11 protein-coding genes are annotated in these 16,201 nt (G+C 66.6%); 10 read left to right on the forward strand and 1 reads right to left on the reverse strand.

Going from position 1 to position 16,201, the window contains the following annotated elements; all coding sequences use genetic code 11:
• Position 1: 1 nt before the first annotated feature.
• The 8 genes from tssI (at position 2) to QHF85_RS05980 (ending at position 12,536) form a co-directional block, all read left to right on the forward strand.
• Positions 2–2,701, forward strand: coding sequence for a type VI secretion system tip protein TssI/VgrG (gene tssI / locus QHF85_RS05945; protein WP_281326081.1), 2,700 nt, complete (start codon positions 2–4; stop codon positions 2,699–2,701).
• 7 nt (positions 2,702–2,708) lie between these two features.
• Positions 2,709–3,737 carry a DUF2169 domain-containing protein gene (locus QHF85_RS05950; RefSeq protein ID WP_281326082.1) on the forward strand — a complete coding sequence of 343 codons (1,029 nt, stop codon included), beginning with the start codon at positions 2,709–2,711 and terminating at the stop codon, positions 3,735–3,737.
• Positions 3,734–4,756 carry a hypothetical protein gene (locus QHF85_RS05955; protein WP_281326083.1) on the forward strand — a complete coding sequence of 341 codons (1,023 nt, stop codon included), beginning with the start codon at positions 3,734–3,736 and terminating at the stop codon, positions 4,754–4,756. Before QHF85_RS05950 ends, QHF85_RS05955 begins: the two co-directional genes overlap by 4 nt.
• 16 nt (positions 4,757–4,772) lie before the next feature.
• Positions 4,773–5,147 carry a PAAR-like domain-containing protein gene (locus tag QHF85_RS05960; protein ID WP_281326084.1) on the forward strand — a complete coding sequence of 125 codons (375 nt, stop codon included), beginning with the start codon at positions 4,773–4,775 and terminating at the stop codon, positions 5,145–5,147.
• Between the two features lie 78 nt (positions 5,148–5,225).
• Positions 5,226–8,978, forward strand: a complete 3,753-nt coding sequence (locus QHF85_RS05965; protein ID WP_281326131.1) for an RHS repeat-associated core domain-containing protein — start codon at positions 5,226–5,228, stop codon at positions 8,976–8,978.
• A gap of 202 nt (positions 8,979–9,180) precedes the next feature.
• Positions 9,181–9,999 carry a hypothetical protein gene (locus QHF85_RS05970; RefSeq protein WP_281326085.1) on the forward strand — a complete coding sequence of 273 codons (819 nt, stop codon included), beginning with the start codon at positions 9,181–9,183 and terminating at the stop codon, positions 9,997–9,999.
• 247 nt (positions 10,000–10,246) lie between these two features.
• Positions 10,247–11,848, forward strand: a complete 1,602-nt coding sequence (locus QHF85_RS05975; RefSeq protein ID WP_281326086.1) for a hypothetical protein — start codon at positions 10,247–10,249, stop codon at positions 11,846–11,848.
• A 310-nt stretch (positions 11,849–12,158) separates the two neighbouring features.
• Complete coding sequence (locus QHF85_RS05980; RefSeq protein WP_281326087.1) at positions 12,159–12,536, forward strand: hypothetical protein; 378 nt, start codon at positions 12,159–12,161, stop codon at positions 12,534–12,536.
• Between the two features lie 15 nt (positions 12,537–12,551).
• Here the strand turns inward: QHF85_RS05980 and QHF85_RS05985 are convergent, their stop codons facing one another.
• Positions 12,552–14,540 (reverse strand): hypothetical protein, encoded by a 1,989-nt coding sequence (locus QHF85_RS05985; RefSeq protein WP_281326088.1) that lies wholly within the window; start codon positions 14,538–14,540, stop codon positions 12,552–12,554.
• A gap of 50 nt (positions 14,541–14,590) precedes the next feature.
• On the opposite strand from QHF85_RS05985, the gene QHF85_RS05990 reads away from it, so the two are divergent.
• Together QHF85_RS05990 and QHF85_RS05995 are read left to right on the forward strand one after the other, a co-directional pair.
• A complete protein-coding gene (locus tag QHF85_RS05990; protein WP_281326089.1) occupies positions 14,591–15,016 on the forward strand; it encodes a hypothetical protein in 426 nt (141 codons plus the stop codon).
• A 39-nt stretch (positions 15,017–15,055) separates the two neighbouring features.
• Positions 15,056–16,201, forward strand: coding sequence for a hypothetical protein (locus QHF85_RS05995; protein ID WP_281326090.1), 1,146 nt, complete (start codon positions 15,056–15,058; stop codon positions 16,199–16,201).

Genomic DNA, 16,201 nt, shown 5'->3' on the forward strand with positions numbered 1-16,201 from the left:
CATGGCCACGCGCACGTTGACCACGTTTTTCCAGGCAGAGCCCCTCGAGACGTCCGACGTCGTGAGCTTTCGCGTCGTGCGCCGGCTCGGCGTCGTGACCGAGGCGGAAATCGAGGTTCGCCACGGCGAGTATGTGGAGCCGGACGAGCTGCTCGGCCGCCCGGCGTATCTCGCGTTTGGTCGAGGAGGGCCGGAGCACGAGGTCTCGGGCGTCGTGACGGACGTGGAGATGGACGGCACGCCGGAGGACGACGACGAGCGGAGCATGCTCTACCGCATTCGCGTCACGTCGTGGATGGCGCTCCTCGCGCGCGAGGTCGATTGCCGCATCTTCCAGGACAAGGACGTGAAGGAGATCGCCTCCGAGGTCCTGCGTGGCGCGGGTATCGAGGACAAACACCAGGCGTGGCGCCTCGCGGCCACGTACCCGAAGCGGACGTATTGCGTGCAGTACAACGAGAGCTCGCTCGCGTTCGTGTCGCGGCTCCTCGAAGAGGAGGGCATTTTCTTCCACGCCGAGGCGGGCGAGGACGGCGAGGTCCTCGTCTTTTCGGACGACAGCACGGCGAGTGATCCGATCGAAGGCGACAAGGAGGTGCCCTACCGGTTCGGCGCCGGGCTCGCGGGAATCGAGGACGCGATCGGCGTGATCACGCGCCGATATCGGACCACGACGGGCAAGGTCGTCCTGCGTGATTACGATTTCGAGAAGCCGAAGGCGGATCTCACGGCGAGCGCGACGGCAGGCGCGGACCCGGACCTCGAGGTCTACGATTATCCCGGGCTCTACAAGGACAAAAGCGAGGGCGAGCGCCTCGCGCGGGTGCGGCTCGAGGCGCTGCAGTGCGAGCGCGCGGTGATCGAGCTCGAATCGGGGTGTCCGCGGCTCATGGCCGGGCGATGGCTCTCGCTCGTCGACGCGCCTGACGACCTCGACGGTGAGTATTTCATCAGCAGCGTGGTGCACACGCTGCGCGACGGGGTTTACCTCGCCCGCGCGACGACGCTCCCGAAGAACGTGAAATACCGCAGCCCGAGGCGCACGCCCGCGCCGATCATCGAGGGCCCGCAGACGGCCGTGGTGGTGGCGCCGGAGGGCGCGCCGGCGCAGGAGATCCATACGGACGAACATGGCCGCTGCAAGGTGAAGTTCCACTGGGATCGGTACGGGAAAAACGACGATACGGCCTCGTGCTGGATTCGCGTCACGCAGCCACAAACGAGCGGCGCGATCCTCCTGCCCCGCGTCGACTGGGAGGTCATCGTCGAGTTCCAGGAAGGAAACCCCGATCGGCCTCTCGTGACCGGCCGCGTCTTCAATGGGAAGTTGATGCCGCCGTATGCCCTCCCCGAGGGGAAATCACGCACGGCGCTGCAGACGAGCTCGTCGCCGGGGGGCGGCGGCAGGAACGAGATTCGCCTGGAAGACAAGGCCGGGAGCGAGGAGATCAGCATCCGGTCGCAGAAAAACACGACCGTGGCGACGGCGAACAACAAGAAACGATCCACGGCGGTCAATGAGACGAAAAACGTCAAGGTCGACGCGAAGCTCACGGTCGGCGCGGATCAGAAGATCCAGGTGACGAACGGCTATCTGAACACGGTCGACGGCGCCCAGACGGCGAGCGTCGGGGGAAACCGGACGGTGGAGGTGAATGCCGTCTATGGGCTCACCGTGAAGGGGGACAGCGCGACGACCGTGGGGGGCAATCAGATGGAGATGGATGGCAATCCCATCCAGGCATTGCTCTCGCTCGCCGTGAAAGCCGCAACGGAGGCGGCCAAGGCGGAGGCGGAGCGCGCGCTCCAGAAGCTGGATCAGGCGGTCGCCGCGAAGGTGAACCAGGTGATGGGGCCGGTCCAGGCGCTCCAGGGCAAAGCCGAGAGCCTGGGCGGCGCCATGGAGGCCGTGAGCCGCGGGAACCTCGGCGCCACCGCGAGCGTCTTCGGCGCGGCTTCGAGTTTGCCTTCGCCGTCCGCATTCGGCGCCTCGCTCGGCGATGCAATGGCCGTCGCCGCGCCTGCCGCGTCGGGGAAGGCCTCCAGCGCGCTCGGGCTCGATACGCTGGTGAAGGGCGCGATTGACGCGGGCGCGGCGGGCCTCGGCGAGGCGCTCGGGCTCGACGGCGGCGGTGGCGGCGGTGCTTCGGCGGCGAACGTGGCGGGGCCGGACGGGGCCGTGGGAGGCAATTCGGGCTCCGACAGCGCGACAGGGCCGGGGCATTCGGTCAACGTTTGCTCGTCGACCCACGACGAGACGATCGGGAGCCTCAAGGTGACGATCGCCGCGGCTGGCATTCATACGACGGTGAATGGCGCGCGCACGCAGGATGTCGGCGCCGCGCGCGTCGAGCTCGTCGCGGGCACGCGCGCGGAGACGTGCCTAGCCGACAAGACCGAAAAAGCCCTCGGCCTCGTCGTCGTCAGCGGCGCACCAGAATCGGAGACCGTCGGCGGGAGCCGGACGACGATGGTGGGCGGGGCCGTGCTGGACAAGATCGGCGGCTCGCATACCGTCGTGGCCAAGAGCAAAGGGATGTTCGTCGGAGCATTCCACAAGGTGGATGCGTCGGAGTCCATCGTGTTCAAGTGCGGCGCGAGCGAGGTGGTGATCGACGGCGGAGGGATCACCATCAAGTCGCCGCTCGTCACGATCACGGCGCCGAACGTGAAGGAAAAGGGGAACGTGTCGCAGCTATGAGGAGAGCATGGACGCGCCGCGCTTGAACAACAAGAGCGAGTTTCGAGTCTCGCCCCTCCCGCTGATCGGCAAGGACGGCGAGCGGCTCGTCGTCATCGTGAAAGCGACGTTCGTGCTCGTGCCCGGGGAGGGAGAGGTCGAATTCGCCGAGCGAGCGCAGCAGCGCGCCATTCGCGGCGCGGACGTGCCCTGGGGGGATCCGGAGAAGAGCAGCATCAAGTATCCTTCGGACCTCTGCGTGACGAAGCCGGGTACGGACGTCATCGTGGTCGCGTCGGCGCATGCGCCCGGCGGGAAGGCGGTCCCTTCGTTCGACGCGGGGGTGCGGGTCGGGCCGCTCGAGAAAATCGTCCGCGTCTTCGGCCTTCGGGTCTGGGAGGCGAAGGGCAGCGGGCTCTCGGCGCCGCGTCCCACCACGGGAATCGAGCTTCGTTATGATTACGCGTGGGGCGGGCTCGATACGAGCGACCTGATTCGCCCGGTGGAGGAGCCTCGCAACCCCGTGGGCCTCGGAATCGCGCGTGATCCGGAGATGTTGACGCACAAGCCCGCGCCCTTCATCGAGGATCCCTCGCAGCCCATTCATTCGGTGAGCACGCGCCCGCCCCCGGCGGGGCTCGGCGCGATCGGCCGGCACTGGGAGCCGCGGCGGCGTTTTCTCGGTACCTATGATGACGCCTGGCGAAAGCAGCGCGCGCCCCTCTTGCCGCTCGATCACGACGACCGAGCGAATCTCCGTGCGTCGCCGGGGCTCACCGCCGTGCCTCCGTTGCGTGGAGGCGAGGACGTGGCCTTGCTCAATCTGACGCCCGGCGGAGGGACCACGAGCTTTCGGCTGCCGAAGATCCGTGTCGCGGTGACCCTGAAAGCAAAGGATCGAGCGCCCGAGACGCTGGCTCCCCATGTCGATACGGTCCTCATCGATACGCTCGCATCGAACGGGGTGGCCGTGGAGCTCGTGTGGCGCGCCGCCTTTCAGCCCCCGCGTCGCATGAAAGACGCCGAGATCATCGTCGTCGAAAAGGAGGCCGCGTGAGCGCCGTCGGGGTCGTGAAGGTCGGGGCGCGGACGCCGATCGGGCTCGATGCCCGGCAGACCGGTTTTCTGCTCCGCGCCGGATTTCCGGCAATGACAGAAGCGCCCCTCGCGGACGCGGCGGGTGAGCCCATCACGATGGGGTTCGTTCCGACAATCGACCCGCGCATCATGGGGCCCGAGCGGCTTTCGCTCCTCGCGAGGCCTGCATTCGAGGAGGTGGCTTCGCCGCTTGGCCACACGAAGACGCAGGTGCACATCACGCTGGATGAGGGATATGTCGAGGCGCGGGCGGCGGCGCGGGAGCTCGCCGCCGTCGTGCGACGCGCGTTGCCGGATGCGACCGTGGAGATATTTCCCCGGGGCGAGGCGGCCCTCGGCGCGCTCCTACCGGAGGCGCTGCGCGCGCTCGCATCGAGGGAGACCGACGCCGTGGTGCTGGGGGGCGTGCACAGCGATTACGATGCCGCCGCGATCCGCACGCTCGAAGAGAGCGGGCGATTGTTCTCTCCGGACAACCTCGACGCCCGCATCCCGGGAGAGGCGGCGGCATTCTTCGTGCTGATGCGCTACGCGGACGCGCGCCGCCGGGGATTTTCGCCCCTCGCGCGCGTGCTCGGCGTGGGGAGCGGGAGGGAGCGTGCACGGCCCGATAACGAGGCGCCGGCCTACGAGGCGTTCGGACTGACGAACGCCGTGCAGCAAGCGGTCGAGCCGCTCGCGAGGTCCGGGGCGAAGGCCGGGTGGATGCTCACGGATCTGACGGGCGAGATGCGTCGGCTCAGCGAGTGGCAATCCGCGTTTGTCAGGGCGCAGGACGGGCTCGAGTCGCCCTATTTCATCGATTCGCCGGCGCAGCGCATCGGGTATCTGGGGGCTGCGGCGATACCGCTGTTCGTCGTGATGGCGGCGACGGCCTGGGAGCATGGATATGCGCCTTCGCCCGTCGCCATGGCGATCGCGGGGAGCGACGGCGGAGAGCGGGCCGCGGTGGTGCTGTCGAGCGCAAAGCGAGACTGAGGCAGGAGGCACGGGCATGAGCGTCACGGCATGCATGATGGATTGCGTCACGTCGAAATCGGGTCACCAGATGGTGCCGCTCGCGGTGAGCGTATGCACGACCCCAGCGGCACCGAGCCCGATCCCGGTGCCGTATCCGGTGACGGCGCAGTCGATGGCCGGCATCAAAGACGCTCCCGTGCGGACGAAGATCGAGGGCGGGAAGATCCTGACGGTGGGGGCGTGTTTCAAGATGTGCATTGGCAATCAGCCCGGGACATTGAAAGAGGTGGTCAGCGTCAACACGGGCGGGCCGTGCTTCATCGTGATGGGAGCGCCGGTCGTGTTCGTGGAGCTCGGGATGCAGGGAATCACGGGGAGCCCGGGATTCATGAACAAAGGGGGAGGCTGAGCCATGCCCACGTCACCGGCGCCGGATGCGGCGGCCCCGCCGGGGATGTGCCCGGGCGTGGTGGTCAAGGGCGGGGGAATGGGGAGCGGGGGCGGGGATGGAGATGGGAGCGGGGGCGGGAGTGGGAATGGGGGGGATGGGAGTGGGAATGGGGATGGGGCTGGCGGGGATGGGAAGGGGGCGCAGGGGGCGCCGGACTACAAGAAGTATCCCGAGTGCGGGTATGCGTCGCATCCGGTCGATGTGGTCACTGGGCGCGCGTTTACCCACCCCATCGTAGATCTGGAGCTTCCGGGTCCGCTGCCGCTCGTCTTCCACCGGATGTACAGTTCCAAGATGGCCGATCGAGACGTGGGGCTCGGTTACGGCTGGGGACACACGTTCGGCTGGGAGGTCGAGGTCGGGCGGCGTGGGATTCGCGTGTGGAATGAGCAGGGGATCGCCGTCGATTTTCCCATGGTCCCGGTCGGCGGCGAGGTGATCGGCCCGTGGGGATGGGTGCTGCGCCGTGAAGCGTGGGGGTTCGTGGTCGACGCGGATGACGGGGTGTGGCGCTCGTTCTCGGCCAGCGCCTCAGGCAGCAAGCGTCATCGCCTCGTTTCCATTCACGATCGCAACCGGAACGAAATCCGCTTGAAGTACGCGGAAGAACGCATTGTAGAGATCATCGACAGCGCCGGCCGGAGCGTCCGTGTTCGAACCACGCCCGACGGGAGAATGACCTCGATCGAGGTCAATAACGCTCTTTCGCAGGGAAAGTGGATCGCGTTCGCGCGGTACGAATACGATGAACGCGGGAATCTCGTGAAAGCCACAGACGCCTGCGGTTACAGCTCGACGTACCGATACGATGAGCACCATCGGATGACGATGGATACCGATCGTGTCGGGTTGACGTTCCATTTTCGCTACGATGAGCAAGACAGATGCGTCGAGTCGTGGGGGCAATACTTGGGAACGGCCGATCCGAGCCTGGGATCTCGCCCATTGCCTGCACGCCTGCGCGACGGCGTCACGACTGCCAAAGGCATCCATCATTGCGCATTGTTTTACGGACCCAATGGCTACACGGAGGTGTCCGATTCCACCGAGGTGCGCCGCTATTTCGGGAACGAGCACGGCACGCTCGACAGGCGCGTCGAGGGCGGGGCGACGATCTCCGCCACCTACGATGACCATGGCCACATGCTGTCGCGCACGGACGCGATGGGCGGCACCGTGGTCTACAAACGCGACGCTCGCGGGCGGCTGCTTCAGTTGACCGACGTTCTCGGACGAACGACGACCTTCGAGCGTGACGCGTACGGGCTCGTGACCCAAGTCATTTCACCCGCAGGCGGCGTGCGGAAGATCCAGCGGGACCGCTGTGGAAATCCCGTGCTGCAGGTAGACGAGGTCGGCGCCATCACTTCGTGCAAATACGACGATCGCGGGGCCCTGATCGAGCTGACGGATCCATCGGGTCACCTGACCACGTACGCCTACGACGCCCACGGCAACCTCGCGTCGGTGAAGCACGCCAATGGGGCGGTGTACCGTTATACCTACGACGCGCTGGGCCGGCGGCTCTCGGAGACGGATCCGCTGGGGGCGACACGCCGTTACACTTATTCGGACAGGGGCGAGCTCGTCGCCATGAGCGATCCCCTCGGTGGGGTGAGCCGCTACGCTTACGACGGCGAAGAGCGGATCGTGGCCATGACGAGTCCCACGGGCCGCGCGACGCACGTGGTATGGGGTGGATACCACAAGGTCTGCGGGGTGCAGGACGGGAACGGCCACTGGGTGAAATTCGTCTATGACGCGGAGGGGCAGCCTCTCGAGATCCACAACGAGCTCGGGGAGGTGCATCGCTACGAATACACTCCGAACGGGTTCATCCTCTCCGAGACGACGTTCGACGGGACAGAGACGCAATACCGCTACGACCACGCCGGACAGCTCGTCCAGATCAGGGACGCGCTCGGCAGGGTGACGCAACTCGTGCGTAATGCGGTCGGCGCCGTCGTCGAGCGCCACCTGCCCGGCGGGATCATCGAGACGTTCGAGCACGACGGGCTCGACAATGTCATTCGGACCAGCAATGGTCACAGTACGGTGCTCCTCGAGAGGGACATCACCGGGCGTATTCTCCGCGAAACCCAGCTGTTCGGCGACGTATCCCACTCGATCGAGAGCCGGTGGAGCCCCTGGGGGGATCGCCTGGAGCGGCGGACCTCCCTGGGCAGCCATATCCAGCACCAGCACGACACCAGCTCGGGGAAGGACCACCTGCTCCTGGCACCGCGGCAGGCGGTGCGGCGGGAGTTTGACCTTCTCGGTCGCGAGGTCGCCCGGAACCTCCCGCGTGGAGGTCGGATCGAGAGCGCCTTCGACGTGGCAGGGCGGCTGGTGCGCCGCGGCGTATCCTCACCGTTTCCGTCACACGACACCGGGCAGGGACACCCCGAATGGGTGGGCGAGCGAAGCGATGGCCGTACCTTCCAGCAGACGTACATCTACAATGCGGAGGGAGAGCTCGAGGCGATCATGGATCACCTCCAGGGACCGCGGCGATACGTGCACGATCCCATCGGCCAGCTGCTCGCCGCGACACCTGCGTCCATGCATGGTGAGCTGTTCCGCTTCGATGCGGCCGGCAACATACACGAGGTCACCCCGCACGGCCCCGTTCCCACCGAATATGGTCAGGGCAATCGTCTCCTGCAGTGGGGGCCGTCACGGTACCGCTGGGACGAGCTCGGGCAGCTCGTCGAAAAGAGAACCTTGACGGATCGTGGCGCCGAGCGCGTGACACGTTATGCGTGGGGGACAGCAGGGCAGCTCCTGGCTGTCGAGCGTGATGATATACGGGTCGAATTCACGTACGATCCCTTTTTCAGGCGCATCGAGAAGCGAGTGCTGAAAAGGACCGCGCCGGATCGCTCGGCCGTTCTCGTGTCGCGGACTCGTTTCGTATGGGATGGCAACGTCCTTGCGCACGACGTCGAAGAAACGCTGACGGCGGCCGGCGATCCCGTGGTCTCGGAGAGATCTTATTGCTTCGAGGAGGGGGGATTCGTACCGCTGGCACAGCGGGAATCACGGCGCTACAAGAATGATGTCGTCGAGGGCGACTGGATTTACTACGTGAACGGCCCCGCCGGTGCTCCGGAGCGCCTCGTGGCGGCGGACGGCACCATCGTGTGCGAGATCCGGTTGTCCGCGTGGGGCCATGCGGAGCTCGCGCGGTGTGAGTCGACCAAGACGCCCATTCGTTTTCAAGGTCAGTACGAGGACGAGGAGACCGGCCTTTATTATAACGGATTCCGCTACTACGATCCCGAGACGGGCCGTTATATCAGCCAGGATCCGCTCGGCATCGCCGGCGGCCTCAACCTGTATCGATACGTCGAGGATCCGCTGGGCCGGATCGACCCCCTGGGGCTCGCTGGTCGATGCACGTGCACGATCATCACCAAGGAGCCTGTTGGCGGAAAAAAGAAGTTCACGGGCGACAGCTCCGACGCAGAGGGGCACCACAAGGCCGTGAACAAGGCCCTCAGCAAGACGGCGCTCCCCAAAGGGGTTGACAAGCCGGGACACCCCAAGGGTGTTTGTGCCGAGCCCCGGGCAATGACCGGCTATCTCAACGCCTGGGAAGCGGAGCACGGTAAGATCGAGAACCACGCAGATCTGCAGAAAGCGCTCAACAACATCAAATCGATCGATCCCCACGACAACGTTCTCGATAAACGCAAGAAGCTATGCAACTGGTGCAGACAATTCTTGCCGGCACTTGGTGGGAAGAAGTTGCTCGACAAGGCGAAGCAGGACGGCGCTGTCGATTGATGCACGCACCCCCAGTGCCCATTGTGGTCTAAATGGGCCATGTCACGATGGTATTCCGATGACGCTCAGCTCGAAGACGCTCGCATTGTTCTCCCCACGCGCGCAGACGATCCTGCGGCACGCGCACCGCACCGCCCCTGCGCGGCGGCAGGACATCATCGCGAAGCTCGCAGCGGTGGGGCGCCCGGCGTTCGAAGCGGTCGTGGACTTCGAGCGACAGTTCGGAGGACTTCGTTTCCTTGTGGGACCCGCTGGCGAGAAGCAGGAGTTCAAGCTCGGCATCGAGTGGCACGAGCCTCGGCCCAAGCCTGGCGACAAGGACGATCCGGAACGGACGATGGTCCCCATCGGCTGGGGATGGAACGAATACGAACAGCTGTTCATGAACGAGCGAGGCGAGGTGGTGAGTTCCTTCGACACCATCTCGATGAAGAGCTCATCCATCGTTCGTTACATCGAGCAGCTCGCCATTGGACTCACACCCCGCTGGAAGCCCCCGAGCTTCACGGTGGTCCTGAGACCGGCGCTCGGAGAGCGCTTGGCGCGGGCGCTTGCCCTGCGCTGCGTGGAGGAGGCTTCGGACGAATACAAGGCTTGGTGGCGTGGCCACGGGCTCTTCCTCCAGCAGGTGCTTTTCCCGGCGAGCTGGCAGGCTGGTCATACCACCATCCAGGCCCGCTCCATCGATGACGCGGTCCGTGCAATCGAGATGGCGGGCGCCCTCGAACCTGGGCTGATGGTCGAGGTCGGGTCGAACCCGCTGAAGATGACACGACCGACGAAAAGCCGGCGGGCTCACGCGCCATCCATCGACGCATGGGCGAGCGTTCCAGGCGCTCGCCGATACCCGTACGCAAATGAGTCGCCGCACATGAAGGGCGCCGTGTGGATGCTGAAGAAGCGCGGGACGCACATCATTGAGCAGTATCGCGTCTACGAGGACGAAGACGGTGAGCAAGAGTTGCTCGCGTGGGATACCTTCAAGGCGAGCGGCGGGACGTCTAGGGATATGGAGGGCTAAACGTCACCTCATAAACCGTCCAGGAGGTCGATTCGCTCCAACATCCTACTTTATGGGTTCAATCTAACGAGCACCTGTCCGGTCGTCGGCACATTTGATTGCACGACAGATGCAGGTGTGGACCTGACAGACCCTCCGTGGGCGCTTGGTTTGTCCCCGGAGCTTGTTGAAATTGGAGGCAGTTCGTAACGGACTTCCTGAAGAAAGGTCAGGTACCCCCGCCGAAGTTCGTGCCTCCCGAGGACGAGTGATCCGCGCAATCGAGCAGGCTCGCGCGCAGTCCCCGGGTGGAGAGCCGTCCGACCTGCGCCCTCTCGTCCTCCACGCGTGGAGCCGCGCGCACCACGCGCTCGAAGGCGCGGTGTCGCGAGAGGAGCGCGTCCCGTGGCTCGCGCGCTCGCTGGGAGCTCGCACCCTCTTCGAGCGACTCGGGGCACGATTCCCGAGCTCCGGGTATGCGCTTTATGATGTCTTCGCCATCGCAGAGCGCCTGTCATTCCCGGCACGCGAGCGTGTGCTGGGCATCGCCGCTCGCCAGGTCGAGGCGCGCGCGGGGGAAGAGTATTTATCGTGGTTGGCCATGCTCGCGCGCCTCTCCCCGGACGGGCGGAGGGCGGAGCTGCTGCGCGAGGTCGATGCTCGGATTTCTGCGCTGCCGGAGCTGAAACACCGCGTCGCCGCCGCTGCCGAAAGGCTCGATGCCGTGCCGGAGGGCGCGACAGGCCTCATCCGCGAGGTCCTCCGGTGGCTCCTCGCGTGCAAGCGTCTGCCGCCCTTGGCGCGTCGGTTCTTTATGCGGATCCCCGAGGCCGACTGGGCTGCTCTGCCAACCGACGAGGCGCGCGCGGTCGTTGCACGCTGGCAGGCGGACACGAACAGCTTTTGGGAAAAGACAGGGCCTTTCCGGGTCGGTCATGTCCCTGGCTGGCTGAAGGAGGAGCTCGAGCAAAGCCTTCTCCGCGAGGCCGTAGCCATGGATTCGTCCGACCGGCTGCAAGCCCTCTCGGAGCTCGTCGAGCACGTCGGGGGAGCGGCGCGCGCGACGATGTCGCAGGCGTTCCTCGCGGAGCCCGCGCCCGTGCTCCGCGAGAATGCCCGCGCCGTCCAGAACTGGGCTCCGGTGGCCACCTTGGAAGAGCTTCGTCACCTCGAGCGCGAGCTCCTCCCGCTCACGGGCGAGTGGGATGACGAAGCCCTTCTGGCCTTGACCGAGCGAGCGGCAGCGCTCGGCGAAATGGAGCTGGCCCGCGTATTTCAGGCGGCAATCGTGGATGAAGAGACCCAGCGCTATGGGCGGCTCTCCATCGTCTTCCGGAGCGGAACGTTCCAGGAGGTAGAACCGCTGCTGCGCCCCTATCTCGACGAGGAAGAAGCGTCGGGTGATCTCCCCTGGGTGGCCGAAGAGCTCCGGGACGCCGTCGATGTCGCTCGCTTTGCGGATGTCATTGCCACGGCCGCGTCGGGGGCCAATCGGCTCTCTGCATGGGCGGTTGCCTTTCCCCGGCTCTCGGAGGCGCAACGACAGGCGCTCGCACCGGCGGTATCCGCGGCCGTCGAGGACGCGCTCCGCGCTCCGGCCGAGGAGTCCGACGGCTCGCTCTACGAGATGCTGCCGTGGTTCTCGGAGGAGAACTTGCTCACGATATGGCGGAGGCGCGCGGATCCGGCCGTCTGGCAGCCGACCGACGCCGAGACGACGCGCCTCTTCTCCTATGACCGCGGGTATGTCCACCCGGAGTGGCTTTCAGCCATTGTCCTGCGCCTTGGCGGCGAAGATGCTCTCGTCGACTGGGCACGGGCCGAGGACCAGGTGGAGGGATTGATTTCGGGAATGCGCGTTGATAGCTGACCTCGCGCAAACGCGGAATTGTGGTTGTACGCTTTCTTGCACCCGGCGCTGACCGACCAACTCAACGCCTGGGAAGCGGAGCACGGTAACATCGAGAACACGCAGATCTGCAGAAAGCGTTCAACAATATCAAATTGATCGATCCTCACGACGCACCAATCGAGTGGCTGGCATGACGCCCGGGGTCTTCGGAGGGTCTGGCGAGAACAACGACTGGGGGCCCGTTTGACGGCGCCGCGAGGTTCTGCTTGACCACTCGTTTCTCATACCCGCTCCTCTGCAAACGACGCCGGCCGGCCCTGGGGTCCTCATGAGCTTGCGGGACATCGACCACTACGACATCAACGCATGCCTCGCGGAGGACGGCACCATGTGGCGCTACGACTCGAATTGGGACGAGTGGTCACGAACCAGTGACTCCGCGAGCACCTTCGTCGCCCGCATGGCGCTCTGGGGGCATCCCGACGAAGCGCCCATTCACAGTTCGTCGTCGTCGTTCGGCCAGCCGCTCGCACGTGCGCTCGGCCTCGAAGAGATCGAGGAGGCCAGCGATTCCGTAGCGACGTTCTATGCGGGTGAAGCCGCGCTGGTATTCGAACGGAGGACGCCCGACGGCACCGTGACGCGAATGCGGGAGCTGCGCCCCGAGGCGGTGCTCGCCTGGGACGCGCTCACGTCTCCGACATGAAGTGACGGCGCTTCTTCACCTCCGCACGACCCCCTCCCACCCCCGCAAGCTCTCCACCTGATCCGCCACGAAATCATGCGGATCGAACCGCACCCACCGCCCCGTCCGCGCCGCGAGCTCCCGCGCGAGCCGCCGCCGGTCCTCCGCCGAAAGCGAAAGCCTGTCGAGCTCGTACAGCGACACCGACGTCGAATACGTTTGTCCCCGCCGATACCTGAGCTTCCGATCGAACCGCCCGCCATGCTCGGCCCAGTACGCGCGCCATTTCTCCGGATCGGTCGACGGCGCCTCCACCGTATCCATCGATCCCGCCGGCGGCCGGTCTCGCGCGTCGCTCACGAGCTCTGCCAGCGAGACCCGCCCCCGCGCTGGCTCCGGGTTTGGATCGACGAACGCCGCCTCCTCGAGCGCCTCCGGCGCAAGCTCGATCTCCTCGATCAAATTTGCACCGAGCATCCGATCGAGCGCCTCCGCTGCGGCGAATCGTACCGCCTCGTCGTCACCCTCCAGCCGATCGATCAGCGTGGGAACCGCTTCTCCCAGCCCCGCCCACCCGACGGCCTCGATCGCCGACGGCGTCGGCGATCGCCGCATCCTTTCGAGCAACCACGACGCGTCGCTCTCCCGCGCCACGATCGCGAGCCGCACGAACGCGCGCTCCCCGAGCGCACCTTCCGCGGCCGCGCGCGCCGCCGCCGCTGCCCGTGGGTGCGCTGCGATCGCCATGGCGTCGAGGGCCGCTGCCTGCACGTCGAGATCCTCGTGCGCGAGCGCCCGCGTGAGCGCCCGTTCGAGGCCCGCATGCCGCTGCATCGCGATCGCAGGCAATGCCAGCGCGAACACGCGTGCATCTTCCTCCACGCAAAGCTCCTCGAGCTCGCTCGCCGTCAGCCAACCGCGATGGCCGAGCACTTCGACTGCGATGGCCCTGCATCCTAGCTCGGGAGATCGGTACAGCGCGCGCAGCACATTCGGCACGAACGGGTTCGGCGCGAGTTTCATCGCCGACACGAACGCCTCGGCGACCGCGGGATCACCCGGCCCGAATCGATGGAGCACTCGCTCCGCGCACGACAGCGCGTCGCGCCCTTCCAGGCAGCCGCCGACCATCGCGGCCGCGAAGATCCGCATGGGATCCGCGGCAGGCGCGTCCATCGCCCACGGCTCGAGGTATGCGACCGCGGGAGATCCCAGCGCGGCCACCGCGTCGATGGCTGCGATCATCCGTAGCTCCAGGCTTTGACACGCGCGCCAATCATCGCCGCGTAGCGGGGCTCGTTGCACCCCGAGCATCCCGATCTCCTCGAAGCACGAGCGCGCCCAGCGGCGAACGAAGGTCTCTTCGGAGATCGCTCCCTCCGGCGCGAACGCGAACCCGGGCGGAGCTTCCTCGTGGGCCGCGACGGGCTCCTGCCGCGCCGCGCGTTTTGGCGGCGCGAGGGGGGCTTTCGCCTTTTCTTTCGTGAGGCGACGCATCGCCTCGGCGGCCTCTCGGAGCTCCTCGAACGTTTTCGGCTCCGGCAGCGCGAGCGCGGGCGTCTCGGGTTCGGGCGCGGGCACGTCCGGCGCGCGAAACGAGGGCGCGAGCGACGCTCGTTCGAGGGCGTGGAGCGGAGGCCTTTCGGTCCCCGCGCGGAGCGGCTCCACGCGCGGACCGGCGAGGGGCACGCGCGGGAAACGTTCTTCCGCGGCGACGAGCTCCACGCACGCGTCCCGCAGCGAGGTGACCTCCCTGGGCAAACCCGCGCGTGAAAGCAGAATCGCTGCTTCCCAGATACGCCCGTGCGCGACGCCGATCGCCGTGACACGGTCGGCGCGGCCGTCGAACGCGTCGTACATCGCGGACAGGCCTCGCTCGAGCTTGCGCGCCGCGGGCGCGAGGTGCGCCGAGGGCTCGCTCTCCTCCTCGAGAAAGCGCGCCACGGCGTGGATGAGGCTGTGTGCGCGCTCCAGATGGGAGACCCAGGGCGCGTTTGCGTCGAGGGCGGCGATCACGTTGGCCATGTCCGCTCGTTTTACCGGCTTTTTGCCCGGCGCACGAGTACGATTCCCGCATGGACCTCGACCTCGAAGCGTACGCGACGGTGATGGCCGAGCTCGCCGCGGCTGGCAGCGCGCGCGACGAGGTGCTCGCGCGCCGAGGCCTCTCGGAGGAGCGCTGGGAAGCCATCGATGCCCATTGGCAGGAGCGCCTCACCGAGGCCTTGGCCGAGGACGACGACGGCGTGCCGGCCTTGCTCGCGGCGTACACGGCCGCCTACGAGGTCGCCCAGCGCGCGCTCGCGCCCCCGATCCCGCTTGAACGATTCGCCAGGATCACACGGCTCTTGCAGGCCACGGGTGATCTCCAGGCCGCGCTCGCCAAGGTGGGCGTCACGCTCGCGGATTACGCCCGGAGCAATGAACACTGGAGCCGGCGGATGGCCGAGGATCCGGATGACGAGCGTCGCTTCCAGGCAGCGCTGCGCGGCGATGGATGAACGTGCGATCCCCTCCTGATTTCCAGTAGCATGATCCCGATGAGCAGCACGTCCCTCACCATCGAGCGCTACGCCGAGATCCGCGCCGAGATGGAGGTCGGCAGGTTACGTGACGAGGTGCTCGCGCGAGCCGGCATCGGCATCGACGCCTGGACGGCCGAGCAACGGAGCTGGCTGCAGAAGATGAGCGCAGAGCTCGAGCGCGGGCGGTTCGAATTGACGAACCGTTACACGCAAGCGTTCCTGGAGCGTCAAAACGCCCTTCAGGCGAAGAGCCCTGCTCCCGCCGAGGCCGAGCCGATGGAGGCGCGGACGAAAGCACCTGCCGCAAGCCCAGAGGTGTCTCGCCTCCAGCCGCGGATCCCCGAGCCGGTGCGTCGTGACGTGGTGCCGCTTCTGCCGACATCTGCCGCGGTGGCGTCGGTGTCCTGGCAAGGCGGAATGCCCGCGGCAGAAGCCGCTGACGCCCAGGCGCCCGCGCCGCGGACGGCAGAGCCAAGTGCAGCCCTGCCCTTGGGCGACCTTTCGCACCTCGCCAGGCTCGTCCGTTTGCCCGCGGGGACCGATCTCGGGATGACGCTGCCTCCGATCCAGCCGGCCGGCGCGCCGAATGCGCTTCCCTTCCAGGCGGGCGAATCCGCGAGACCCAGACAGCCTGCGGCGAAGCCGACCGGGGCGACGACCACGCCGTCCGTTCGTGCTCGGCTCATGGAACCATCGCGAGACGACAGCGTCGAAGACCAAGCCGCGCGCACACTTCCTCCGGGAGGGCTCGTCCGCCCCGCGTTGCCTTTCGAGCAACAGCAGGACGAGAACGAGGACGATCCCCTGATGAGGACGATGTTCGTCTCCCCTGAAGCGGCACAACAAGGCCCAGCGCTGCCTTTTCAAGCGAAGCACGAGCCTGGCCACGACAAAGGCGACGATGCGGCGAACACGTCGCCGTCTCCTCCCGTCCCGGAGCTTTCGCTCGAGGCCCACGCCGCGTTGTGCGCCAAGCTCGCGCTCGCCCCTGGGGACGCGGAGCATATTTTCGCTGCCTACGGGCTCGCTTCGCGCGACAAACGTACGACTGTCGATGATGCATGGAAGCGACGGCTTCAGCAGGATCCCAAGCTGTACGAACAATGGCAGCAGCTCTATCGCGCGTTTTACGCGCAATGGAGTGCTCACCGGACACGCTAG

The sequence above is a fragment of the Polyangium sp. 6x1 genome, assembly GCF_029946515.1.
Lineage (GTDB): Bacteria > Myxococcota_A > Polyangia > Polyangiales > Polyangiaceae > Polyangium.

Bases quoted from the DNA above. Each gene is read 5' to 3' on its own strand.
- QHF85_RS05980 (WP_281326087.1), top strand. From the start codon at position 12,159: ATGAGCTTGCGGGACATCGACCACTACGACATCAACGCATGCCTCGCG.
- QHF85_RS05950 (WP_281326082.1), top strand. From the start codon at position 2,709: ATGGACGCGCCGCGCTTGAACAACAAGAGCGAGTTTCGAGTCTCGCCC.
- QHF85_RS05995 (WP_281326090.1), top strand. From the start codon at position 15,056: ATGAGCAGCACGTCCCTCACCATCGAGCGCTACGCCGAGATCCGCGCC.
- QHF85_RS05990 (WP_281326089.1), top strand. From the start codon at position 14,591: ATGGACCTCGACCTCGAAGCGTACGCGACGGTGATGGCCGAGCTCGCC.
- QHF85_RS05985 (WP_281326088.1), bottom strand. From the start codon at position 14,540: ATGGCCAACGTGATCGCCGCCCTCGACGCAAACGCGCCCTGGGTCTCC.
- QHF85_RS05960 (WP_281326084.1), top strand. From the start codon at position 4,773: ATGAGCGTCACGGCATGCATGATGGATTGCGTCACGTCGAAATCGGGT.
- QHF85_RS05965 (WP_281326131.1), top strand. From the start codon at position 5,226: ATGGGGAGCGGGGGCGGGGATGGAGATGGGAGCGGGGGCGGGAGTGGG.
- tssI (WP_281326081.1), top strand. From the start codon at position 2: ATGGCCACGCGCACGTTGACCACGTTTTTCCAGGCAGAGCCCCTCGAG.